The organism is Pantoea sp. X-Soil-MYKO-1785, from assembly GCF_059730675.1.
Genome location: NZ_AP036001.1, coordinates 418816 through 444071 on the forward strand (window position 1 = coordinate 418816; position 25256 = coordinate 444071).

The window sequence follows — 25256 nt, forward strand, 5'->3', positions numbered from 1 at the left end:
TTTAATGTTTTTCCAGCCATGCGCCATACAGCGCCGGACGGCCTACCGCTTCAAACTTCACCCCTTTCAGCCAGGGTGCACCGGCATAAACCTGTGGCTCTTCGAAGATAGGAATGACGTAGGCCTGATCGAGCAGATAACGCTGCACCTCGCCGGTCAGCTGGAGTCGTTTGCCCGGATTGACCTCGGCTGAGATCGCCACCAGCAGCTGATTAAGCCGGTCGTCGCGGAAGTTTTTGACTTTGTCGCTGGAGCCGCCTTTCTGCAGCAGGTTGTCGCGGTTAGCCGGATAGAAGCTGCTCTTAATCACGTCAGGATCGGCACGGCCAACTTCGGTGACGTTAAGCGGGGTTTTAAGCGGATCGAGATTATCCAGCGTTTTACTGCCGGCATCACCGGCCTTCACCGTCAGCGCGACACCCACCTGACGCCACTGCTGCGCCACCAGTTGCAGTACCTCTTTGTTCTGCGGCTGCGGTAAGGATTCATACACGGTAAGCGCCAGCCGCTGACCCGCTTTCTGACGAATGCCGTCGGCACCCGGCTGCCAGCCTGCCTGATCCAGCAATGCCCTGGCTTTCGCCAGATCGAAGGTCAGTTTGTCAGCCAGATTGACGTAACCCGCCGCGCTTTTCGCTACCACCGAGGTGGCCTGCGGATAGTTAGCGGAGAACAGCGTATCCACTACCTGCTTCGCGTTGGTGGCGTGCAATAACGCCTGACGAACCCGGATATCGCTGACCAGCGGATTATCCGGGCGGAAGCTCAGGCTATCGTTGACGCCCCGGGTCGGCGCGGCATAGATCGGAAAGTTCTGTTCGCTGGCCTGTTTCTCATCATAGGCCTGAACCTGGCGGATAAAATCGGCCTGACCGGCCAGCAGCGCACCAATGCGCACGCTATCTTCCGGCGTAACCAGCACTTTGATGCCGTCAAGATTGGCCGGACCCTGCTGCTGACCGTTTACGGGTCCCCAGCGGTAATCTTTACGCGCCACCAGGTCGACTTCGCGCCCCAGCTTTTCATCGCTGATCACAAAGGGTCCGGAGCCGATAATATGGCGGGCGTCGCCCAGCTGATCGAAGCTGCGCGCCAGCGTGCTGAGTGAAACCAGCCCGGAGCCGATAGTGGCAGTGCCCTGCAGGAACCCCGGTGACGGCTGTTTAAAATAGAACTTCACCGTCAGCGGATCGATGACTTCGCTGTGATCGTAATTATTGATCACCTCTGACACCGGCAGGCGCAGAGCGTTGTTACCCAGCCCGTAGGTATCGAAGTTTTTCGCCACCGCATTGGCATCCAATGGCGTGCCATCGGAGAAGGTCACGCCGGGACGAAGTTTAAAGGTGTACTGAGTTTTATCGGCGTTGGTGGTCCAGCTCTCGGCAATCCAGGGTTCCACCTGCAAAGTTTCCGGGTTCTGCCAGGTTAACTTGTCGGTGATCTGATTCAGAATACCGCCATTCGGATAAAAGCCGCCGGCAGGAGGATAGAGATTGGTATGTGCCTGCTGCTCCAGATAAATCAGCGTGCCGCCTTTGACCGGTGCGGCCACGGCATTAACGGCAAAACTGCCGGCGAGTAAACTCAACACCAGCGCAGGCGAACGCGGCGCACGGTGAAAAAACGTCTTCATAATGAATTCCTTTGTTATCAATTGTCTCAGCAGACAGAATCATCATCGAATGACGCAACTCGCAGATAAACTAATGAATTGGTCATAGCTTATCTGAAAAAAATAAATGCCCGGCCGGAGCGATGTGATCAAAAGAATGGCTACTGCCCGCCGGGCGGCCAGGGTGAAGATTATTGCGTCGTGCGCAGCGCCTGGCGGCGCTGATTTTCACGTAAAAAACCGGCTAACAGCGCCAGCCACAGCAGACCGCAGCTGAGATTAACCAGCCTGAAACCCCGGCTGCCGCTGCTGAACCAGGCGGCTTTGGCGGCTTCAATCCCCAGCGCAATCACCAGGATGCTCACCATTCCCAGCATCGCCGCCACGCTGCCTTTGCCGGCATGGCTGGAAAACAGCGTCAGGCGATAGAGTCCGGCACTGATCAGCCCGGTGCCGAAGCCATACAGACTCAGCCCCGCCGTCAGCCAGCCATAGCTCTGCGTGTCGACCAGCACGGCACAGAGGGCGATCGCCAGGCCGCAGACCACCGGCCAGGCCCCCAGCCGCAGCGGTTGCTCAATCGACAGACGGCTGGTCAGGCGGCTTAGCGTCAGGTTACCGGCGATCATCGCCGCGAAAACCGGCAGCTGCAGCAGCGCATAACCCATCCGGCTCAGCCCGGCAGACTGGATCAGAATCACCGGCGATAACGCCACCCACGTCATGCAGGGCACGGTCACCAGGCCAATTGCCAGCGCACCGCGCATCACCTGTCTATCACGCAGCAGCGCAAGGTAGCCTTTGCCTATTGAGGCCAGCGACAGCGAGGCGGTCCGATCGCCCGAGGTTTCCGGCATCGCGTACCACAGGCCCGCCAGCGCCACTGCGGTCAGGGCCGCAAACAGCGCGAACAGGGTGCGCCAGTCACCGACCGATAGAAACGCCGCGCCCGCCAGCGGACCGGCCAGCGGTGCCAGCAGCGCGACATTGGCCATCAGCGCCATGATTCTGACGCTGCGCGCTTCGCTGAAGGCTTCCTGTACGGCGGCGTAGCCAACCGCCCCAATAAAGCACAGGCTGAATCCCTGCAGAAAACGCAGCAACACAAACTGCCCGATACTGTGCGCCCAGTGGGTTGCCAGACAGGCGAGCATAAAAAAGGCCACGCCGGACAGCATCACCGGGCGCCGACCGACACGGTCGGAGAGCGGACCCAACAGCCATTGCAGCATGATGCCCCCGGCGAGATAAGCCGACAGCGAAGCGGAGACCCATTCCGGCCCGACGCCATACTGCTGGGTCACCAGCAGCATGCCCGGCTGGATCATGTCATGGGCGAAATAGGTGGCAAATTCAAACAACACCAGCGACAACGGGAAAATGAACGGGCGGCGCGTCCGGTGGAAAACCGAAGGTAAACAAGCCATGACGTAAAGCGTCCTGAAGTGAAGATTGCTGAAATACAACAACGCGGCCACCAATGTGACCGCGTCACGTAACCCGAAATCTGCCTGCAGACGATCAGCGCCAGCGGGCAATCGGGTTTTCCAGCGTGCCGGCAAATTTAAGATTTTCAGCCGGATCGGCGAGGTTGATCATCTGCTGATTATTCGCCAGCTGCAGGCGATTCAGGCAGGATCGGGTGAAGGTCGGGGCGAACAGGTCGTAGCGCGAAAACTTGCTGGCTAATTCCGGATGTGCCTGCTGGTAATCTTTGACGCACTGCGCCACTGCCTGCCAGAAATCGTCCTCCGCCAGCGTCGCCGATTGATGCAGGATCGCACTGATGAAGCGGAAGATGCAGTCAAACACGTCGGTAAAGATCGACAGCAACTTGAGGTTTTCCGGCACCTCAACCGCCAGTCGCTGCACCTTGTCCGGCAGTACCGCATCCGGATTCATCACCGCAATCTCCTCGCCAATGTCTTTCATATAAGCACTGACCGGCACGTTATTTTCCAGCAGCATAATCAGGTTCTCGCCGTGGGGCATGAAGACCAGATCGTGCTGATAAAAGCAGTGCAACAGCGGGCTGAGATAGCAGCGCAGATAGCGTTCGATCCACTGCCTTGCCGGCACGCCGGAATCTGCGATCAGCGCCGGCAGTAAAGCCTGCTGATGCTGATCGATGTGCAGGAAAGAGGCCATGGTCATCAGACGCTGGCCGGGTTTAAGGCTGGCCACCGGGTTGTCGCGCCACAGTGCGGCGAACATCTTCTTGTAGGCAGAGTCGCCTTTAATCGCCTGCTCGTAATAACGATTGTGATACCCGACCGCCGCCACTTCCCGCAGGATGCGGAAGTCGCACGCCTGCAGCCATGCATCGTCAGCCACTAATTTTTCCAGCCACTGATTTATGGCGGGTGTGGTCGACATGTAATAGGGCGACAGGCCGCGCATAAAGCCCATGTTAAGCACTGACAGCGCGGTTTTGACGTAGCGCCGGCTCGGCTGGCTGCGGTTAAAGAAGGTACGGATCGACTGCTGCGCCTGGTAGCGATCGTCACCGCTGCCAAGGTAGACAATATCCTGATGAGCAATGTCGGCCGCAAAAACCGTCAGCAGCTTGTTCTGCCACTGCCAGGGGTGAACCGGCATCAGAATATACTCTTCCACCGCCAGCCCTTTGGCGATCAGTTGCTGATGAAAGGCAGACACCGTCGCTTCACCCAGCTCATCGCGCATCAGTTGTTCATAACTCAGATCGCTGATGCTGGAGAAGTGCGCATTGCGCTGATGTACCGCTACCCAGGTCAGCTGGATCGGCGCTGCCGCTTCAGGGGCAAACGCCAGATAGTCGCGGGCGTCAAAACCGATACGGCCATTGTTAGCGACAAAGCAGGGATGTCCTTCGGTCATGGCGGCTTCGACCGTCTGAAAATCTGCCTTCACCAGCGCCTGGCTGTCGGGATTATTCTTTTGCAGCTTATACACGCTGCTGCACAGCGTGCTGCTGATCTCTTCCATGTAGGTCGCCAGCAGCGCCTGGCTAATGCCGATCTGCCGATTAAACTCAACGATGAACTGCAAGGCATCCAGCGGCAGCGCATGACCGTTTTGCTGTTTGCTGAGCGAATCCGCCGCGATTTCCCAGTGATCCAGCGCCAGCCGGGCGGCGCGGAAATGATAGCTCGCTTCGCCGCCCGGCACCGCCAGCGCATAGTTGCCCGGACGGGTTTCCGCCGGGGCGATAATTTTTTCATGCGCAAATTCGGCAATCGCTTTGCGGATCAGCAGACGGTTAGCCCGTGCCCAGTGGTCGCCCGTCAGATGCGCACCGTTGAGTAACGAGGGGATGGTATTCATAGTCTGTGACTCCTGCAGTAGCGCATGTTGATAATCTTCACGCTGGCAAAACGCCAGCCAGGCGGTCTTGTGACCCATATCGATGGTGTGCTGATAACGGAAACCGGCACGCTGGTTCAGCCGATGGATTTTTTCGTTGCGCACATCCGGCTCAACCACCACCCGACCGACCTCTGGCCGGCTGAACAGATAGTCCATCGCCAGAGTGAAAACCTGCCAGCTAAAGGCCTTAATCGGCTGACTGGCGGGCGCAATCAGGATGTGCATGCCGTAATCATCCGGTGCGGCCGGATAAAACTTGCCGACCTCATCGTCACAGGCGCGATAGCATTCGATCAGGCAGATCGGCCGCTCATCGCAGCAGCCGATCAGTGCTGCGTGGGGATCGGTGGCGGTCAGCGTCTGGTAAAAGGCGCTGACCTGCTCAAGGCTCTGCTGCTGCATTCCCCAGAAGCGGGCATAGTCGCGGCTGACCCACTGGTGAATCAGCGGCATATCGGCGGCGCGTAACGGTCTGAGGCTGAAGTTGCCAGCCGGACGGGCGGCGCTGAAAATTACGTGTGATGACATATCAGTGCTCCGATTGTGCCGGGAAGGTCTGGAAGGCAATTTGACGTTCAACCGGATAGATTTCCCGTCCGGTCAGTTCGCGCAGTAACACCGAATTGCGATAGCAGGCCATGCCAAGATCGGGCGTGACGAAACCGTGGGTATGCAGTTCAGCGTTCTGGACAAAGATTTGGTTGTGATAATCGATGCTGTAGTTGCGCTGTACGTCGTAGCGCCCCTTGTCATCCCAGCGCAGCCGCTGGCTGATGCCCTCAAGGAACATCGGTGGACGATAGTGATAGCCGGTCGCCATCACCAGCCCTTCGGTCCGACGGGTGAAGGTGCAATCCTGCTCTTGCTGATGCAGCGTCAGTTCAAATTCCCCCTGCGGCAGCCAGCGCATCCCGGTCAGAGCCGAGTGGGTAAACAGGTTGACGTTCAGATCGCCGTCCAGCTGCTTGATGTACATCAGATCGTAAATATCGTTGATCAGGCTGCTATTGATGCCTTTATAGAGATTTTTATGACCGGCGTTCAGTTCGTCGCGCCGGGCTGGCGGCAGATCATGGAAATAATCCACCCATTCAGGCGAGGTCATCTCCAGCGTCAGCTTGGTGTATTCCAGCGGATAGAAACGCGGCGCGCGGGTGATCCAGTTGAGCTGATAGCCAAAGCGGTCAATGTCGCTCAGCAGATCGTAGTAAATTTCCGCTGCGCTCTGGCCGCTGCCTAACACGGTGATCGAACGCCGCGCCTGCAACGCGGCTTTGTGGCGCAGATATTCGCTGGAGTGGGTCAGGCGCGCGCGATGCGGAGTGCTGCATTCCGGCATCCAGGCGGTGGGGCCGGTGCCGAGAATCAGCTGGCGTGCCAGCCACTGCTGCGTCTCGCCGCTGACGGTATTGGTAACGCTAAGCCGGTAAGCGCCAATCGACTCGTCGTAGCTGACATAGTCAACGTGACGGTTCCAGCGCAGATTACTCAGTTTCGAGCTGGCCCACTGGCAGTACTGGTTATACTCTTTGCGCATCAGGAAAAAGTCTTCCCGGATATAAAAAGAGTATATCTTTCCCTTTTCCTTCATGTAGTTAAGCAGGCTATAGCGACTGGTTGGATCGGCCAGCGTCACCAGATCGGCCATAAAGGGGGTCTGCAAATGGGCGCTTTCCAGCATCATGCCGGTGTGCCAGTCAAACCCCGGATTCTGGTCAAGGAAAAGACCGTTCAGTCCTTCAACCGGTTCACTCAGGCAGGCCAGGCTAAGGTTAAACGGGCCGATACCAATACCGATAAAATCATAGACAGTGTTGTTCATGTTGGCGCTCTCACTGATTGGCTGCTTGCAGCGCAGACGCCCGCAGATGCTCGCGGCCATAATGCGCAATCAGGCCGATAACGTCTTCAATATTGGCGGCAGTGGTGGAGGGGTTCAGCAGGGTGAATTTCAGATACTGCCGGCCATCAACTTTGGTTCCGGCAATCACCGCATTGCCCGATCGAAACAGCGCTTTGCGGATCGCCGCGTTAACCTCATCGATCTGGCTTTCACTGATGCCCGGCCGTGGCAGATAGCGGAAAATCTGCGTGGTCAGCTCTGGCGCATGCAGCACCTCAATGGCCGGATGCGCGCTTAACAACCGATGCGCGGTTTGGGTCAGTTGCAGCAGGCTATCGAAAGCCTGACCCAGCGCCGCCGGTCCCATCACGCGCAGCGTCAGCCACATCTTCAGCGCATCGAAGCGGCGGGTGGTCTGAATACTTTTGTTCACCAGGTTTGGCGTGCCTTCCTGCTGAGCGCTGAGCGGGTTGAGGTAATCGGCGTGGTGCGTGACATGCTTCAGATTCTGGCTGTCGCGCACCAAAAACGCGCCACAGCTGACGGTCTGGAAGAAGGATTTGTGATAGTCAACGGTGACAGAATCCGCCAGTTCAATACCGCTCAGACGAGCATGATGTTGTTCTGAAACCAGCAGGCCACAGCCGTAAGCAGCATCAACGTGCATCCACAGGCCGTAACGCTGGCAGAGGCGGGCGATATCAGGCAACGGGTCGATGCTGCCAAAATCGGTGGTGCCGCTGGTGGCGACGACCGCAATCGGAATCAGTCCCTGATCGTAACAGCGCGTAATTTCCTGCTGCAGTCGCTGCACATCCATCCGGTAATGCGCATCATGATCGACCGGGATCACCGCGTCATAGCCCAGTCCCAGAATTGCCATCGATTTCTGAATGCTGAAATGGCTCAGTTTTGAAGTGAAGACTCGCCATTTTGAGGCGCTCTCCGGCAGGCCGCGTTGCTTGATCAGATGACCGGCATGATGGGCTGCGCACCAGCTATCACGTGCCAGCAACATCGCCATCAGGTTGGATTGGGTGCCGCCGCTGGTAAAAATACCATCTGATCCGGCGGGCAGGCCGATGCGGCCCAGCGTCCAGTCAATCACCTTTTGCTCGATCAGCGTACCGCCGGCGCTCTGGTCCCAGGTATCCACCGAACTGTTGACCGCCGCCATGATCTGCTCGGCCATCAGCGAGGGAAGCACTACCGGACAGTTGAGGTGCGCCAGATATTTAGGATGGTGAAACCAGACTGCATCACGCAGATAGAGCTGATTCAGCTCCGCCAGCGCGGCGTCGTTACTGCCAAGTGGGCGATCTAAATCCACGTCGCTGAACTCAGCCGCCAGTTCATGAGGAAGAATGCCGCTGAACGGTTTCTCCACGCCTCTTACCGTACGGGTCATCAGTGCCAGCACCTCCTGCGTCTGCCGCGACCAGGCTGCCAGTTGCCTATCGTTGAACAGTGACGCGGCGGGAGCGCTGACGGGAGCCAAATCCGGCACCTGCGATGCCGATTGAACAGATGAGCGTAATACCATGTTGAGTTCCTGTGCTTAACCAGTAAACCCTGCCGGCGTATAACCGTCAGTGTGGGCGTCAGCTCAACAGCTCCAGTAAACATTAAGTTAACTAACCAGATAAAAACCCTGCTTACGCAGCGGGATAGCGTTTCTATCTGTAAATTATGAAATTCCGTAGTTTATTTGTGGCTAAATCAGCGTATATCGCTGAAATTTGTTATGCTTGGATTGTAAATGTTAATCATTATCATTCAATATTTTTGTGACGGGAATTTATTTGTAAATGTTTCTAATGTGGATAATGTGATTAAGATCACTTTTATCCGCTCTGGCGCTGGAGGGCAGGCGGAAAATTCTGCTATGGGAGGGGCGGTTTTGAACTGCTTTTTAACCTGGACGCCGTCAGCCGGTTTCGGTTAACTGAGGCCCGAAGCGTCTTTAGCCGGATACTGATAGGGTGACTTAATCACCAGACGGCTGACTGACTTTTCGGCTTCGCCTTCACCCGCTCGCCAGCACAGTTAATTCTCTGCACCGCACCACAACCTCGCTTTTAAATCTCAACGGCGAAAGCGGAGGTTATAAAAAAATAGCGGGATATTTCAGGCGACTTTCCGGCATCAGCCTATTTAGCCGCGGGTTTTATGTGTCGATAAAGCGATCTTTTATTGAGCGTTGGCTTTGTTGACTGCTTAAGACACTTTTCTGCAATCCATTGCTGATAATTTTGCTTTATGCCGGCAATAGTCAGTTTATCAATAACTGAATAATTCAATAAAATTCATAACTTTCTGTTTTTAAGATTGTTTTCACATCAATTCATTATCCTGCCTGGCACTGATATGAATAAAGTAAAAATAGTTAAAACAATATGATGTTTTACCAAATATAAGCCTCGCTCCACACTGGTCAGCAACCGAAATAATAAGGATCAGGTGAATGGCATATCGATTAAGTCTGTTAGACAAAGCGCCCGTTGCTGAAGGGGAATCGCCAGGCGCAGCATTGCAGCGCACCCTGCAACTGGCGCAGTTGGCTGAACAGTGGGGCTATCACCGCTTCTGGCTGGCGGAACACCACAACACCGCACAGCTGGCCAGCCCGTCACCGGAATTGTTGATTGCGTGGATCATTGCCCAGACCCGGCATATCCGCGTCGGTTCGGGCGGGGTGATGCTCCAGCATTACAGTCCTTATAAGGTGGCGGAAAACTTTAATCTGCTGGCGTCACTGGCACCGGGCCGTATCGATTTAGGGATCGGCAAGGCGCCAGGCGGATTACCCCTTTCTACCCGTGCGCTTCAGCTGGGTGTGCAGCCGTCAGAGAAGGGCAGCTTTGCCGAACAGCTGCAGCTGCTGGATAGCTGGCTGAAACCCGACAGCCACAGCAGCGCCGATGACGATGAACGTTTGCAGGCGACGCCGCTGCCGTCCCGGCCGGTGAACCGTTTTCTGCTGGGTGCCAGTGAAGAGAGCGCCCGACTGGCCGCCAGTCTCGGCTGGCAGCTGGTGTTCGCGGCGCATCTGAACGGTGACCGTCAGCTGCTGGAGCAGGTGCTCGCCACTTACTCCAGCCTCAGCAACGGTCAGCGCGCGCTGGTGGCGGTGCAGGTGGTGGTGGCCGATTCACCGGCGGGTGCCGATCTGCTGGTGGCCAACCTCCGTCACTACCACGTCGCGGTAAAAAATGGTCCCGCCGTCAACGTCGCCAGCCTCGAACAGGCCGAACGGTATGTGCGCCAGGGCGGGTATGTTGATTACCTGATTGAGCCGCGCACCCCGTCGCTGCTGAAAGGCACCGCAGCGCAGGTTCATGCCCAGCTGGATGCGCTGCACCATAACTTTGGTATCGATGAGTTCATTATTGATACGCCGATCAGCGAACCGGTTGCGCGTCACCATTCGCTGGCCCTGCTGGCAACGCATCATCTGGTCGCAGCCTGATCGTCCTTCAGCGGAGAATCATCATGAAGCCGAATGCATTACAACTGATTGAATGGCGGCGCGAGCTGCACACCTGGCCGGAGCTGTCGGGTCAGGAGTTTGCAACCACGGCACGGCTGCGCCGCTGGCTGCAGGAGGCCGGCATCCGGCTGCTTGATTACCCGCTTGAAACCGGCGTGGTGGCGGAAATTGGACAGGGTGAAACGGTGATCGCCCTGCGTGCTGATATTGATGCATTGCCGATTCACGAGGCGAGTGGCGTACGGTTTCATTCCCGTCATCCTGGCGTCATGCACGCCTGCGGCCACGATCTGCACAGCGCCGTAATGTTAGGTGCGGCGCTGCAGCTCCGGGCGATTGAGCCGCAACTGGCGGGGCGGGTACGCATTCTGTTTCAGCCCGCCGAAGAGATCGCCCGCGGCGCGCGTCAGTTTATCGACGCTGGCGTACTCGACCAGGTGCAGGCCATTTTTGGCATGCACAACGAACCAACGCTGCCGGTCGGGACGTTCGCTACCCGCGGTGGCGCGTTCTACGCCAACGCCGACAAATTCATTATTCGCGTGACCGGCAAAGGCGCGCATGCTGCCCACCCGGAACAGGGCGTCGACAGTATCGTGGTCGCCAGCCAGATCATTCAGGCCTTACAGGGACTCACCAGCCGCAGCTTCAGCGCGCTCGACAGTCTGGTACTGAGCATTACCCGGATTGATGGCGGCAAAACCTGGAATGTCCTGCCTGGTGGCGTCGAGTTCGGCGGCACCGCCCGAACCCACGATCTCCAGCTGCGGGCCGAACTGGAACAGCGGGTGCGCACGCTGGTGGAAAACTTTGCCCAGGCCAGTGGTGCAGACGCGATGCTGAGCTGGCATCCGGGTCCGCCGGTGCTGGTCAATGATGATGACTGGGCGCACTTCAGCAGCGAGGTGGCGCAACAGCTCGGTTACCGGGTGCAGCCAGCCGGACTGCATCTGCTGGGTGAGGACTTTGCCTTCTATCTGCAACAGGTGCCTGGCGTATTCGTCAGCATCGGCAGCGCCAGCGACTATGGCCTGCACCACGCCAGCTTCAATCCGGATGAAGCGCTGATCGCCCCCGCGGCAAACTACTTCGCTCAACTGGCCCAACAGGCGCTGCAACAGCTCAACGCGCGATGTCGGGAAGCCATTCTGACCTGATTTCATTATCTGCTGACATCCCCTTGCGGCTGTCGTGAAGACCGCCGTTCAGGCAGCGCTATGACTAAAAAAGAGAGAGCATCATGAGCACAAGACAACTTCGGCTGGGTACTATTCTGCACGGCGCGTCCGGCAACATGTCCGCCTGGCGCCATCCGGCGGCGCAGGCCGATGCCAGCATCAGTCTCGATTACGCCAGAAAGATCGCCCGCAAAGCGGAGCAGGGCAAGCTCGACTTTCTGTTTGTCGCCGATGGTTTATACATCAACGAAAAGTCGATTCCGCACTTTCTCAACCGCTTTGAACCGCTGACGCTGCTGTCGGCGCTGGCGGGCGTCACCGAGCATCTCGGGCTGGTTGGCACCGTTTCAACTTCCTACAGCGAACCGTTCACCGTGGCGCGCCAGTTTGCCAGCCTCGATCATCTCAGCGGTGGCCGCGCCGGCTGGAACGTGGTGACTTCGCCGCTGGAAGGCTCGGCTAAAAACTTCTCGCGTCAGCAGCATCCGGAGCACGCCTTACGCTATCGCATCGCCGATGAGTATCTGCAGGTGGTGAAAGGCCTGTGGGATTCGTGGGAGCAGGATGCTTTTGTGCGCGACAAGCAGAGCGGCCAGTTTTTCGATCCGGCTAAGCTGCATACCCTGAATCATCACGGTGATTTCTTCCAGGTTCAGGGGCCGCTTAACATTGCACGCACCCCGCAGGGCCGTCCGATTATCTTCCAGGCCGGGGCGTCAGAGGATGGCAAAAAGCTGGCCGCCCGCCATGCCGATGCCATCTTCACCCACCAGCCAACCCGCGAAGAGGCGCAGGCCTTTTACCGTGACGTTAAACAGCAGCTGGTGGCGAACGGCCGTCAGCCAGAGGATCTCCACATCTTCCAGGGCGTGAGCGTGATTGTCGGTGACGACGCCGACGACGTGGAGCGTCAGTACCAGACTACCGCCGCGCTGGTGTCGATTAGCGATGCACTCAACTACCTTGGCCGCTTCTTCGACCATCACGACTTCTCACAGTATCCGCTCGATCAGCCCTTTCCTGATATCGGTGACATCGGGCAGAACAGTTTCCGCAGCACCACCGATGAGATCAAACGCAAAGCGCGTGAGCAGGGACACACCCTGCGCCAGGCGGCACTGGAGGCGGCAACACCCCGTCCCCTGTTCCACGGCACGCCTGAAGAGGTGGCAGACGGCCTGCAGCTGTGGTTCGAAACCGACGCCACCGATGGCTTCATTATCAACGGCGGCACCCCGGATACCTTCGAACGGTTTGTTGACCGTGTGGTGCCGATTTTGCAGGCGCGCGGCCTGAGCCGTCGTGACTATCCCGGTAACACCCTGCGCGACAGTTTTGACCTGACGCTGCCGGTCAATCAGTTCACTTCACAATAAGAGCCTGTGCTATGCAAAAAAATAAAAGACTCATCGCCCTGATTATTCTGGCAGCCAGCGGCAGCGCCCTGGCGGACGGCACCAGCGTGGCGTACAACGGCCAGCGGGTCAGCCTCGACGCCAATAAAACGCCGATTCACAGTAGCAAAAACCCGCAGGCGGTGGCGCAGCTGCCGGCCGGTCATCGCTTTGCGGTGCCGGGTTCATTTACCGTGGCGGTGGCGGCGCAGAACTCTCCGCCGCTGACGGTGTTCTCCGATGACAACAAAACCCTGCTCGGCAGCGAAGTTGATATCGCCCGTCTGGTGGCCGACAGCCTCGGCCTGAAGCTCAATGTGGTGCCGACCTCATGGGAAGACTGGCCGCTGGGTGTCGCCTCCGGCAAATATGATGCCGCGATCTCTAACATCACCGTCACCAAAGAACGTAAAGAGAAGTTCGATTTCGCTACCTATCGCAAAGACTCACTTGGCTTTTACGTCAAAACCAACAGCCCGATCACCGCGCTGACCAAAGCGGAGGATATTGCCGGACTGCGCATTATCGTCGGCTCCGGCACCAATCAGGAAGCGATCCTGCTGGCGTGGGATAAACAGAATCAGGCGAAAGGCCTGAAGCCGTTTACGCCGATTTATACCAAAGATGATGCCGCCCAGACGCTGGCGCTGCAGGCCGGACGGGCCGACGCCTATTTTGGCCCCAACGTGATTGGCGCATGGAAAGCGGCGCTTAACGGCAAAACCCGGCTGGTCGGCAGCGTCGATGGTGGCTGGCCGAAAGCGGCCCACATCGCAGTGACGGTGAAAAAGGGCAGCGGCCTGGCTGAACCGATCAGCACCGCGCTGAACGGCGTAATGAAAAACGGCGACTACCAGCAGGTGCTGAACCGCTGGGGCGAAGGGGTGGAGCGGATCGAGCGTTCCGAAATTAACCCGGCCGGACTGGGCGATTAAGGAGCAGACGATGAGTGAAGCCATTTTTCGTGAAGTTTCGCCCGAGGCGGCGGAACTGCAACCGATTCTGACCGGCCTGTTTGGCGAATATGCCGCCCGCTACGGCGACTATTTTGCCCGCCAAAAGGAGCAGGAGCTGACCGAGTGGTATCTGCCGCCGCAGGGATTGTTCATTGTGCTGGAGCGTGACGGCGAGATCATCGCGATGGGAGCCTATAAGCCTTATGACCCGCAGACGGCGGAACTGAAACGCATCTGGACCCGCAGCGATCTGCGCCGTCAGGGGCTGGCGCTGGTGGTGTTGCAAGAGCTGGAGCGGCGTGCGCTGCGGGCCGGCTATCAGCGGCTGTTTCTCACCACCGGGTTCCGCCAGCCGGAGGCGGTGCGGCTTTACACCGGCCATGGCTATCAGCCGCAGTTTGATCTGAGCGGGGATCTGGAACGTTATGGTCAGCCGCCGCACGATGGCCGGCTGCGTTTTATTAAAGTGATTGGCGTGCCGGACGTCGCACAGGCGAGTTAAGGAGGGACAATGAGCAAGCATCAACATCTGCAGGTGGTGCCGGCGCGTTACCCGGCCCGTACCGTCGGGGCGATCGTCGCCCTGTTTATTCTGGCGGGGGTGATCCAGTCGGTGGCGTTTAATCCGCGCTGGGAATGGGGCGTGTTTGCCCGCTGGTTCTTCGATCCGGTGATCCTGCATGGTCTGGGTCAGACGCTGTTGCTGACGCTGCTGGGGACGGTGTTCAGCCTGATTTTTGGCGGTCTGCTGGCGCTGGCCCGCCTCTCCTCGTCGTGGCTGCTGAGCAGTCTGGCGTGGGGTTATATCTGGCTGTTCCGTTCGCTGCCGCTGATTGTGGTGCTGATCATCCTGTACAACTTCTCCTATCTCTACGACACCCTGTCAATTGGCATCCCGTTTACATCGCTGTCGTGGGGCGCGTTTCAGACCATTAACGTGCTCGGCCAGTTTCCGGCGGCGGTGATTGGCTTAACCCTGGTGCAGGCGGCCTACAGCGCGGAGATCATTCGCGGCGGGATTCTGGGGGTCGATCACGGTCAGGTCGAAGCGGCCTCCGCACTGGGACTGTCGGCAACCCGCCGCACCTTCCGCATCATTCTGCCGCAGGCGTTACGCGCCATCATTCCCACCGCCTTTAACGAGATCATCAGCCTGGCGAAAGGCACCGCGATGGTATACGTGCTGGCGATGCCGGAACTGTTTTACACCATCCAGATGATCTACAACCGCAACCAGGAAGTGATCCCGCTGCTGATGGTCGGCGCCGCCTGGTATCTGATTATCACCACCGTGCTGTCGGTGATTCAGCACAGCGTTGAACGCTGGCTGGCCCGCAGTGTGACCCGCGAACCGCAGCCGTCGCGCTGGCGGCAGTGGCGCAACCGCGTCACGCCTCTCAATCCAACCGAGGAGATCAGCCATGTCCGAAGCCATTGATTACCGCACATCACACACCACCGGAGCCATCAGCATTACCGGCGTCAGTAAAAGTTTTGGCAAACACAAAGCGCTGGATGCAGTGTCACTGTCGCTGGATCCGGGATCGGTAACGGTGATCCTCGGTCCTTCCGGCTCCGGCAAATCGACCCTGTTGCGCACCATCAATCATCTGGAGCGGGTGGATGAAGGGTTTATCCAGATTGACGGTGATTACATCGGCTATCAGCAGCGCGGCGATAAGCTCTACGAACTGAAAGAGCAGGCGATCCTGCGTCAGCGCATCAACGTCGGCTATGTGTTTCAGAATTTTAATCTGTTCCCGCACCTCAGCGTGCTGGATAACCTGATTGAGGCACCGATTGCCCATCGACAACTCACCAAAGCGGCGGCGATTGAGCGCGCCGGTGAGCTGCTGGATATTGTCGGCCTGCGGCATAAAGCTGACGCCTGGCCGCGCCATCTGTCAGGCGGCCAGCAGCAGCGTATCGCCATTGCCCGGGCGCTGATGCTTAACCCACGAGTGATGCTGTTTGACGAACCCACTTCGGCGCTCGATCCGGAACTGGTCGGCGAGGTGCTCGACGTGATCAAAAAACTGGCGCGCTCCGGCACCACGCTGGTGATCGTTACCCACGAGATTGGCTTTGCCCGTGAAGTGGCTGATAACGTGGTGTTTATGGTCGACGGCAGAATCGTAGAACAGGGCAGTACCAGCCAGGTGCTGAACAATCCGCGCCATGAGCGAACCCGGCGCTTTCTGGCGCGCGTGCTGTGAGGGTGACGATGAAGCTGAGCCCTCTGTCATTGCTGCTGCTGTCGCCGCTGGCCACTTTCGCCGCTGAACAACCCGACACCCGGCAGAATGAAACGCCGATTCATGCGCCCGCCAATCCGGCGGCGATCGCCAAAATTCCGCCAAACTTTACTTTTATTGAGCCAGGCACCCTGACGGTGGCGACTTCCGCCACCAACTCGCCGCCGCTGTCGCTGCTGGCGTCGGATAATGTCTCGCGGATCGGCAGCGATCCCGATATTGCCCGGCTGCTGGCCGACAGTCTGGGATTAAAACTGAAGCTGGTACCGGCATCGTGGGAGGACTGGCCGCTGGGGATCACCGCCGGCCGCTACGATGTGGCGATGTTTAACATCGCCGTGACCGAAGAGCGCAAAAAGAAGTACGATTTCGCCACCTATCGCGCCGATAATCACGCTTTCGTGGTGAAGATCGACAGTAAAATCAGCGCGATCATTGCGCCCGCCGATATCGCCGGTAAACGCATCATCGTGGCGTCCGGCACCAATCAGGAGCGAATCCTGCTGAGCTGGGATCGGCAAAACCAGGCCAAAGGGTTGCCGGCAGTCACACCGATCTATCTGACCGATGACGCCTCGGCCACGCTTTCCCTGCTGTCGGGACGTGCCGATGCGATGTTCGGGCCGCACTCGATGGCAGCGTGGAAGGCGGCGTCACGCGGACAAACGAAACTGGTTGGCAGCGGGCCGTTTCGCGCCTGGGTCGCCGTCACCACCAAAAAGGGCAACGGGCTGGCACCCGCACTGCAGGCCGCCATTGATGGCACCATCAGCGGCGGTCAGTATCAGCAGGTGCTGACGCGCTGGGGCGAACAGGATGAAGCCATCGCCCACTCTACGGTGAATCCCCCCGGTATTCAGTACTGATCCTGCTCTGGCGCTTCGGCGCCGTTTATTCTGCCGGTTCTTCCCCCGTGGCAAAACGGCCATCACGGCTGCGGACCACATAATTGCGCTACACTCTCCAGCGTTAGTGATCTATCCTGCCCGCCTGTCGATTCAGCGCGCGGTGGAGCAATTAACCTGGAAGCCCCATGAAAATCAGATTCCTTTCTGCCAATGAGCAAAAGCTGGCGGAGGTGCGCAAAATCCTCGAACCTGTCGGGGTCGAAGTATTGCCTATCTCCCGTCGTATCGAAGAAATTCAGACTGAAAACGAACTCGACCTGGTGCGCGATAAGCTGACCAAGGCCTTTTCACTGATTGGACGACCGCTGTTCGTTGAGCATACCGGACTCTATCTGGATGGCCTGAACGGGCTGCCGGCCGGGCTGACCCGCATCTTCTGGAACCGGCTGGATGCGGAGCGTTTTACCGCCCTGGTTCAGGGGCTCGACAGCCAGGCCGTGACGGCTAAAACCGTGCTGGGCTACTGCGATGGCCGCAAAATGTATCAGTTTTCCGGTGAGCTGCGCGGTACCATCGCCGCGGAACCGGCCGGGACACGCGGCTTTCAGTGGGATTGCGTCTTTATACCGCAAGGTTACGATCAGACATTTGCCGAAATGGGTGAACTCAAGAATGAGATTTCGATGCGGCGCATCGCGCTCGATCGCTTCGCCACTTTTTTGAAAACGGCTCGGGGAGTCGCATGAAACCTGAACTTAAACGTGCTTATGATTCCGGTAAGCTGATTCTGTTTGCCGGCGCGGGCATCTCACGCAATCTCGGCTTGCCGGAGTGGCATGAGCTGATTGCCCATCTCGCCAATGAGCTGGGTTACGATCCGAAAATCTTCAACACCTATGGCACCCATCTGTCGCTGGCGGAATATTACAAACAGAAGAAAGGTTCGCTCGGCCCGCTGCGAAGCTGGATGGACCGCGAATGGCATCGCCCGGATATTGATGTCCGGACCTCAGAAATCCACACCATGATCACTCAGGGCAACTTTTCCCGCATCTATACCACCAATTACGATCGCTGGCTGGAAGCGGCGCACGATGCGCATGGCGTCCCGTATTACAAAGTGGCTAACGCCGCCGATCTGGTGTCGCTGACCGAAGATAAACGCCACATTATTAAGCTGCACGGCGATTTCGATGATGACACCTCTATTGTGCTGGATGAAAGCAGCTACTTTGAACGACTCTATTTCGATTCGCCGCTCGACATCAAACTGACCCATGACGTGATGGGCAACTCGGTGCTGTTTGTCGGCTACAGCATCAGCGATTTCAATATTCGGCTGCTGTTTTACCGGCTGACAAAAATGTGGGGCCGCACCGGGCTGGCGACGGCGCGGCCGAAATCGTATCTGTTTACCAACCGCAATAATCCGGTAGCAAAAGAGGTGCTGGGGCAGTGGGGGATTGAGATGATCGTCTCGGAAGAGGATGACCCACGTAAAGCGCTGGCCGATTTTCTTGAGGCGCTGCTGGTGTAGCCGGCAACGCGCCTTCCCCGGCAGAGTAGGTAAAGTTTGTGCCCGGTTAAGGTTATGCCGGGGATAACCGATAAACTCTATTCTCTGCTGGCAAAGCATCATCGTCGTGATATACTGTATGCATACACAGTATCAGAGGGCAAAAACATGGCTGTCGAAACAAAATTTGTAGTCGTCAGAAAGGGTGAAGAGAAGATGACGTTTGCCAATAAGAAAGAGGCCGATGCCTACGACAAAATGCTCGATATGGCCGAAGCCTTCACCGACTGGCTGTTACAGCATCAACCCGCACTGGATGAGACGCAGGCGGAAACTCTGGGCCTGCTGATCGCCGAGCAGAAAGATGCCGTGCAGCATATTCTGCGCACCAGCAAACTGCCTGAGCCGGTTGCCGCTGCAACCCGTCAGTCTGAGACGGCATCAGACAGCGCCGATGACAAGGCTGAAGAGTCGGGCAGTAAAAAAGTCCGTGCGGTAAAAGCAGCCTGATCCGATTTACGCCGGAAGCGATCCTTCCGGCGTTATTGTTTTGGCTGTCTCTTGCACCGATGCTCACCTTATGCCGCTTGCTTGCCATCCCTACCCAAAATCCCTGCCTGAAACGACCGTTGCTTACACCGCTTTGCGTTGAAAAAGCGTTATTCTGAAAATTGCCACCTATACATAGCGTACGCCGTTATGCCTGCATTTAAGGCGTTTCGCGGTGAACCCGTAGCGGGTTATATTTTTGAACGCGCCTTGCTGCAAATCACGTCACCAACAACGATCTGTATCACGTTTCTTTTCGTAACTGATTGAGGCTGCGATTGAAACTGCTACAGTAGCGCCACTGGATTGTTACTGCTTCGGCAGGCAAAACCTGATTTTCTGGCTTCTGCCGGAGGTCAGGTTTTTTTGTTTCTGGGGTTCCAATGAAAATCGCCAAAATTCTTAATAATAATGTGGTGGTTGTTCAGGATAAACACGGCGGCGAGCAGGTTGTTATGGGGCGCGGGCTGGCCTTTCAGCAGCGCGTCGGCGACACGCTTGATCAGGCGCGCGTTGAGAAGGTTTTTGCGCTGCAAAGCGATGAACTGATGCATCGGCTGGGGGATCTCTTAAAGCAAATTCCGCTGGAGGTGATGACCACCTGCGATCGCATCATTCAGCTTGCCACCCAGCGGCTGGGGATCTTGCAGGAGAGCCTGTATATCACCCTCACTGACCACTGCCATTTTGCGATTGAACGGCAGCATAAAGGCCTGACCATAAAAAATGTGCTGCTATGGGAGATTAAACGGCTCTACCCGAAAGAGTTTGAACTGGGGCAGGAGGCGCGGGCCATTATCGCTCAGCGCCTGAACGTCCAGCTGCCCGAAGATGAAGCCGGCTTCATCGCCTTACATCTGGTCACGGCGCAGCTCAACAGCGAAATGCCAGAAGTGATGCACGTCACGCGGGTGCTGCAGGAGATCCTGCAGCTGGTGAAATATCAGTTACAGATTGAATACGATGAAGAGTCGCTGAGCTACCAGCGCTTTGTCACTCACCTGAAGTTTTTTGCTCAGCGAATGCTGACACGTACCGTGGTGCAGAATGACGATATCTCACTTCATCAGGCAGTGAAAGATAACTACGCCAAAGCCTGGAAATGTGCCGAAAAACTGGCGCAGCACCTGCAAAAAAGCTATCAGCGCGAGCTGACTGCAGAAGAAATTATGTTCCTCACCCTTCATATCGAGCGGGTGAGAAAAGAAGCACGCTAAAACGCGATAACTGGATTGTCCTGAAACTGGATTGTCCTGAAACCGGATTGTTACTGCTTAACGCAGGCAAAACCTGAGCGCGGCCTGAACACACAGGCTGCTCTCGGGTTTTTTTTATTTTTTTACCCAGTCATTCGGCGCCTGCGGGCCATGGCTATAAGGAAATCAAGATGGATTATCACGCGTTGGCGAAAGATATTCTCGGCCACGTCGGTGGCAGAGAGAACATCGTCAGTCTGGTACATTGCGCCACCCGGCTTCGCTTCAGGCTGCGGGATCACGGCAAAGCCGATGCCCGCAGCCTGAAGGAGAATCCGGGCGTGATCATGGTGGTCGAAAGCGGCGGTCAGTTTCAGGTGGTGATAGGCAACCACGTCCACGATGTCTGGCAGGCCGTCAGCAAAGAAGCCGGTCTGGCAGAAGACGCGCCCAGCGTACATGATAAAAAAGGTGACAAGGGCAACCTGTTCAACCGCCTGATTGATATCGTGTCAGGCATTTTTACCCCGTTTATCGGTATCCTGGCCGCCTCCGGTATTCTCAAGGGCTTTCTGGCACTGGCGGTGGTTTGCAACTGGCTGACCCCCGACAGCGGCAGCTACAAAATCCTGTTCGCCGCCAGTGATGCATTGTTCTTTTTCTTTCCGCTGGTGCTGGGCTATACCGCCGGGAAAAAATTCGGCGGCAACCCGTTTATCACCATGAGCATTGGCGGGGCGCTGACCCATCCGACCATGATCGCGGCTTTCCAGGCCAGCCAGCAGGCGGGGGCGGTGAGCGAGGATTTTTTAGGCATACCGATAACCTGGATTAACTACAGCGCCTCAGTGATCCCGATTATTCTTGCCGCCTGGCTGAGCTGCTGGCTGGAAAAGCAGAGCAGCCGCTTTCTGCCCTCCTCAATGAAAAACTTCATTGCCCCGCTGATCTGTATCGTGATCACCGTGCCCCTGACCTTTCTGCTGATTGGGCCGCTGGCGACCGGAATGAGCCAGATGCTGGCAAACGGCTATCAGTGGATTTACCAGCTGGCTCCGTGGCTGGCGGGCGCGGCGATGGGCGCGCTTTGGCAGGTCTGCGTGATCTTCGGTCTGCACTGGGGACTGGTGCCCTTAATGATCAATAATCTGGCGGTGCTCGGCCACGACAGCATGGCACCGATTCTGTTGCCTGCGGTAATGGGGCAGGTAGGGGCCACGCTCGGGGTGCTGTTGCGTACCCGTGACGCACGGCTGAAAGTGCTGGCCGGGTCGTCGGTCACCGCCGGAATTTTCGGTATCACCGAGCCGGCTGTCTATGGCGTTAACCTGCCGCTGCGTCGCCCGTTCTATTTTGGCTGCGTCGCCGGGGCGATCGGCGGTGCCATTGTCGGCTTTAGTGATACTCACGTTTATTCCTTCGGCTTTGCCAATATCTTCACAATTGCCCAGATGATCCCGCCGGGTGGCGTCGATAGCACGCTGTGGGGCGGCATCATCGGCACTCTGGTAGCGCTGGTGCTGAGTTTTACTCTGACGCTGCTGGCGGGCGTGCCAGCAGCGCGCCGTCCATCAGAAACCGCGTTGCCGGTTACCTTGCGTGAAAATGAGGTGCTCTCACCGATGACCGGTAGCGTACTGGCTCTCGACCAGGTGCCTGATGCTACGTTCGCCAGCGGCCTGCTCGGCCAGGGCACCGCGATTATTCCCTCCGGAAATCAGGTTATTGCACCGTTTGCCGGCGTGGTTGCCTCTCTGTTCCAGACCCGACACGCAATTGGCTTGCTGAGCGACAGCGGAATCGAGCTGTTGATTCACGTCGGGATCGATACCGTCAAACTCGACGGCAAACCCTTCATCGCCCATGTGAACGTCGGCGACAAGGTGCAGCCGGGTGACCTGCTGCTGACCTTCGACCGTCAGGCGATTATTGACGCCGGATACGATCTGGCGACCCCGATCATTATCAGTAACAGCGATGCGTATCAGCAGGTGGTGACCGTTGCGGCCAGCGCCGTGGTTGCCGGTGCGCCGTTGCTCAGCGTAAGCCACGACTAAAAGGAGCAGGTGATGAAGAGTTTCCCGAATACATTTTTATGGGGCGGCGCACTGGCCGCAAACCAGGTTGAAGGCGCTTATCGCGAAGAAGGCAAAGGGCTTTCCACCTCTGACGTCCAGCCGCAGGGCATCTTTGGTCCCATCGTCGAGCGTGAGCCCGGCAGCAGCAGCATTAAAGATATCGCCATCGATTTCTACCATCGCTACCCGGAAGATATCAAACTGTTCGCTGAAATGGGCTTCAGCTGCCTGCGCGTCTCTATCGCCTGGACGCGGATCTTCCCGAACGGTGACGATCCGCAGCCGAATGAAGCCGGGCTGGCGTTTTACGACCGGCTGTTTGATCAACTGGCGGCACACCGCATCACGCCATTAGTGACGTTGTCACACTATGAAATGCCGTGGCAGTTAGTGAAGCAGTACGGCGGCTGGGGCAACCGCCAGGTGATTAGGTTCTTTGAACGTTACGCCCGCACCGTTTTTGCACGCTACCAGCAAAAAGTGAAGCACTGGCTGACCTTCAACGAAATTAATATGTCGCTGCATGCGCCAATGACCGGCGTCGGACTGCCGGACGGCAGCAGCAAAAGCGAAATCTACCAGGCCATTCACCACCAGCTGGTGGCCAGTGCGCTGGCGGTCAACGCCTGCCACGAGATCATTCCTGACGCTCAAATCGGCACCATGCTGCTTGGCGGCCTGGTCTATCCGCTGACCTGCAAGCCCGATGACGTGCTCAAAACCCTGCAGGAAAACCGCAGCTGGCAGTTCTTTGGCGACGTGCAGTGCCGCGGCAGTTATCCTGGCTACATGCTGCGTTTCTTCCGCGATAATGGCATCCGACTGGATATCACCGATGCCGATCGCCAGGCGCTGAAATCGACCGTTGATTTTATCTCGTTCAGCTATTACATGACCGGCTGCGTAACCGCCGACGAAGCGCATAGCCAGCGCGCGCGGAGTAATATCCTGAGCATGGTGCCGAACCCGCATCTTACCAGCTCGGAATGGGGCTGGCAGATCGACCCGGTCGGACTGCGTACGCTGTTAAATGTGCTGTGGGATCGCTATCAAAAACCGCTGTTTATCGTTGAAAACGGCCTTGGTGCCAGGGATGAGCCCGATGCAACAGGCAGGGTGCAGGATGACTATCGCATCAGCTATCTTAACGACCATCTGGTGCAGGTCCGCGAGGCGATCGACGATGGCGTTGAGGTGCTGGGCTATACCAGCTGGGGACCCATCGATTTGGTCAGCGCGTCAAAAGCTGAACTCTCTAAGCGCTACGGCTTCATCTACGTCGATCGGGATGATTACGGGAACGGCTCGCTGGCGCGCAGCCGCAAGAAGAGTTTTTACTGGTACAAAGAGGTGATTGGCACCAACGGTGCGTCGCTAAAACAGTAATCGACGCAGTACGCTGTTGTCGCGGCGAGCACCTTTTCGCCGCGATTTCGCCGCGATGCATCCTGCCGCCGCGCTACTCATGCGCCGCAGCGCCTTTCACCCCGTTGTTCTCTTACTGTTTATCCGGACGTTGCTGGACACTCCGCTAACAAGATGGTCGTTTGCCAGGTTGTCTGCTGATTATCAGCGTTGATCTTCTGCTGTATTGACCTGATAGCGCGTACTGCGACCGCCGCCTTCCAGCCGGTAAAGACAGCCTTTCTCCAGCAGATCGGCTAAATGACGTGTCGCGGTCGCCTTACTCACTTTCGCCACCTTCTGATACTGACTGGCGCTAATCCCGTGCTCAAAGCCCTGTTCGCCGCCATCTAATAGCCGGTTGAGTACTTTTACCTGCTCTTTGCTCAGGGCCAGGCCCTGATGCCGCAGCCAGAAGCGTGCTTTTGCCTGGGTGCGGGCAACGGTGCCGATCGCCTGCTGCAGGCTCTCATCCAGTATGTCGAGGAACCACACCAGCCAGTCGGTAATATCCATCCCGCCTTTCTGCGTCTGTTCCAGGATGCGGTAGTAATCCGCGCGGTGAGCCAGAATTGCCGGTGACATCGCGTACAAACGGATGCTCTGACTGTCAGCCTGCGCCAGTGCCAGATCGGTCAAGGCGCGGGTGATACGGCCATTCCCGTCATCAAAAGGGTGCAGGGTAACAAACCACAGATGGCAGATTGCGGCGCGCAGCAGCGGGTCCAGCATCACATCCTGTTCGCTGCGGTTAAACCACGCAATAAACTCTGTCAGCTGCGGCTCCAGTCCGCTGCGCGGCGGCGCTTCAAAATGGACCGTCGGACGATCGATGCGTCCTGAGATCACCTGCATCGGCTCGCTGCCGCGCAGGGTGCCGACGCTCAGACGCTGCACTGACCATTCATCGGCCGGAAATAACCAGCGATGCCATTGGTAAAGACGCGCCAGCGTGAGCGGCTGGCTGCGGTTGTTGATGGCATCCAGCATCATCGCTGCCAGCCCCTCTGATCGATCCGAAACCGGATAAGGCTGTTGTTCGGTCACGCCTAAGCGGCGCGCCAGCGATGAACGTACCGACTGCACGTTGACCCGTTCTTCTTCAATCGCCGAGGAGGAGAGGATGTTGCTGAGCAGAGTGTCGAGCGTTTGCGCCTGATTGCCGGGTTGCAGGCTGGCGCGGCCCAGCAGTAAACCGCGCTGCTGCTGCAGATGGCGCAAACGCGGTAACAGTGCGGCCTGCTGCCAGTGAAACTGCGGCCAGTCGGCCTGTTGCCATATCCAGTCAGTCATCGTATCCGGCTCATCATCAGGTCAATGAGCCGAATAAGTCTGGTTATTCGGCTCACATAATGAGTCGATTGTAACGAAGATTTGGCTCACAGACCACTTTGTCAGCCACGAGACACAAAAGAAAACAGGACCCGAAGGTCCTGTCTGTTTAGCGGGAGAACTGCAAAAAGGTGTCTGAGTAATAGTGAACAATCCAGGCGACATACGCTAACCAGATGATCATCCCGCCTGCTAAGCCAATTTTACCGGTCATTGATTTTTCTCCACCGTGATGAGGGAACAACAACGTCTGT

The 25256-nt window shown here is 57.4% G+C and carries 21 protein-coding genes; 15 read left to right on the forward strand and 6 right to left on the reverse strand.

What is annotated here, in order from left to right; translation table 11 throughout:
* Position 1: 1 nt before the first annotated feature.
* From AC6I8D_RS21925 to AC6I8D_RS21945, 5 genes are all read right to left on the reverse strand, one after another.
* Entirely contained in the window at positions 2-1636 is a 1635-nt protein-coding gene (locus tag AC6I8D_RS21925) for a TIGR04028 family ABC transporter substrate-binding protein (protein WP_497820936.1), read from the reverse strand.
* A gap of 170 nt (positions 1637-1806) precedes the next feature.
* Positions 1807-3042 carry an MFS transporter gene (locus tag AC6I8D_RS21930; protein WP_497820937.1) on the reverse strand — a complete coding sequence of 412 codons (1236 nt, stop codon included), beginning with the start codon at positions 3040-3042 and terminating at the stop codon, positions 1807-1809.
* 94 nt (positions 3043-3136) lie between these two features.
* Positions 3137-5491, reverse strand: coding sequence for a GNAT family N-acetyltransferase (locus AC6I8D_RS21935; protein WP_497820938.1), 2355 nt, complete (start codon positions 5489-5491; stop codon positions 3137-3139).
* A 1-nt stretch (position 5492) separates the two neighbouring features.
* On the reverse strand, positions 5493-6785 hold the full coding sequence (locus AC6I8D_RS21940) for a lysine N(6)-hydroxylase/L-ornithine N(5)-oxygenase family protein (RefSeq protein ID WP_497820939.1): 1293 nt from the start codon (positions 6783-6785) through the stop codon (positions 5493-5495).
* 10 nt (positions 6786-6795) lie between these two features.
* Positions 6796-8349 (reverse strand): pyridoxal phosphate-dependent decarboxylase family protein, encoded by a 1554-nt coding sequence (locus AC6I8D_RS21945; RefSeq protein WP_497820940.1) that lies wholly within the window; start codon positions 8347-8349, stop codon positions 6796-6798.
* Positions 8350-8565: 216 nt separating this feature from the next.
* Between AC6I8D_RS21945 and AC6I8D_RS21950 the strand changes: the two genes are divergently transcribed.
* The 15 genes from AC6I8D_RS21950 (at position 8566) to AC6I8D_RS22020 (ending at position 23652) form a co-directional block, all read left to right on the forward strand.
* Complete coding sequence (locus AC6I8D_RS21950) at positions 8566-8751, forward strand: hypothetical protein (protein WP_312054074.1); 186 nt, start codon at positions 8566-8568, stop codon at positions 8749-8751.
* 519 nt (positions 8752-9270) lie between these two features.
* Positions 9271-10275 (forward strand): MsnO8 family LLM class oxidoreductase, encoded by a 1005-nt coding sequence (locus tag AC6I8D_RS21955; RefSeq protein ID WP_312054075.1) that lies wholly within the window; start codon positions 9271-9273, stop codon positions 10273-10275.
* A gap of 23 nt (positions 10276-10298) precedes the next feature.
* Positions 10299-11453: an amidohydrolase gene (locus AC6I8D_RS21960; protein ID WP_497820941.1), complete on the forward strand. Its 1155-nt coding sequence runs from the start codon at positions 10299-10301 to the stop codon at positions 11451-11453.
* Positions 11454-11536: 83 nt separating this feature from the next.
* Complete coding sequence (locus AC6I8D_RS21965; protein WP_497820942.1) at positions 11537-12850, forward strand: LLM class flavin-dependent oxidoreductase; 1314 nt, start codon at positions 11537-11539, stop codon at positions 12848-12850.
* Positions 12851-12861: 11 nt separating this feature from the next.
* Positions 12862-13803 carry an ABC transporter substrate-binding protein gene (locus AC6I8D_RS21970; protein ID WP_497820943.1) on the forward strand — a complete coding sequence of 314 codons (942 nt, stop codon included), beginning with the start codon at positions 12862-12864 and terminating at the stop codon, positions 13801-13803.
* A gap of 10 nt (positions 13804-13813) precedes the next feature.
* Entirely contained in the window at positions 13814-14326 is a 513-nt protein-coding gene (locus AC6I8D_RS21975; RefSeq protein WP_312757468.1) for a GNAT family N-acetyltransferase, read from the forward strand.
* A 9-nt stretch (positions 14327-14335) separates the two neighbouring features.
* A complete protein-coding gene (locus AC6I8D_RS21980) occupies positions 14336-15262 on the forward strand; it encodes an amino acid ABC transporter permease (RefSeq protein ID WP_312054081.1) in 927 nt (308 codons plus the stop codon).
* Entirely contained in the window at positions 15246-16040 is a 795-nt protein-coding gene (locus AC6I8D_RS21985; protein ID WP_312054082.1) for an amino acid ABC transporter ATP-binding protein, read from the forward strand. Before AC6I8D_RS21980 ends, AC6I8D_RS21985 begins: the two co-directional genes overlap by 17 nt.
* A gap of 8 nt (positions 16041-16048) precedes the next feature.
* Complete coding sequence (locus AC6I8D_RS21990) at positions 16049-16945, forward strand: ABC transporter substrate-binding protein (protein WP_497820944.1); 897 nt, start codon at positions 16049-16051, stop codon at positions 16943-16945.
* 167 nt (positions 16946-17112) lie between these two features.
* Positions 17113-17673: a non-canonical purine NTP pyrophosphatase gene (locus AC6I8D_RS21995; RefSeq protein WP_312054085.1), complete on the forward strand. Its 561-nt coding sequence runs from the start codon at positions 17113-17115 to the stop codon at positions 17671-17673.
* Positions 17670-18464, forward strand: a complete 795-nt coding sequence (locus tag AC6I8D_RS22000) for an SIR2 family protein (protein WP_031377692.1) — start codon at positions 17670-17672, stop codon at positions 18462-18464. The genes AC6I8D_RS21995 and AC6I8D_RS22000 overlap by 4 nt, the downstream gene beginning before the upstream one ends.
* 147 nt (positions 18465-18611) lie before the next feature.
* Positions 18612-18953, forward strand: a complete 342-nt coding sequence (locus AC6I8D_RS22005; protein ID WP_312054090.1) for a YebG family protein — start codon at positions 18612-18614, stop codon at positions 18951-18953.
* Between the two features lie 422 nt (positions 18954-19375).
* A complete protein-coding gene (gene licT, locus AC6I8D_RS22010) occupies positions 19376-20209 on the forward strand; it encodes a BglG family transcription antiterminator LicT (RefSeq protein WP_312757473.1) in 834 nt (277 codons plus the stop codon).
* Between the two features lie 170 nt (positions 20210-20379).
* The gene (gene bglF, locus AC6I8D_RS22015) at positions 20380-22245 is read left to right on the forward strand and encodes a PTS beta-glucoside transporter subunit IIABC (protein WP_497820945.1); all 1866 of its coding nucleotides are present in this window, start codon (positions 20380-20382) and stop codon (positions 22243-22245) included.
* A 12-nt stretch (positions 22246-22257) separates the two neighbouring features.
* Positions 22258-23652 carry a glycoside hydrolase family 1 protein gene (locus AC6I8D_RS22020; RefSeq protein ID WP_497820946.1) on the forward strand — a complete coding sequence of 465 codons (1395 nt, stop codon included), beginning with the start codon at positions 22258-22260 and terminating at the stop codon, positions 23650-23652.
* A 183-nt stretch (positions 23653-23835) separates the two neighbouring features.
* Here AC6I8D_RS22020 and AC6I8D_RS22025 read toward each other — a convergent pair whose 3' ends face one another.
* Positions 23836-24963 carry a Fic family protein gene (locus AC6I8D_RS22025; protein ID WP_497820947.1) on the reverse strand — a complete coding sequence of 376 codons (1128 nt, stop codon included), beginning with the start codon at positions 24961-24963 and terminating at the stop codon, positions 23836-23838.
* Positions 24964-25256: the final 293 nt, after the last annotated feature.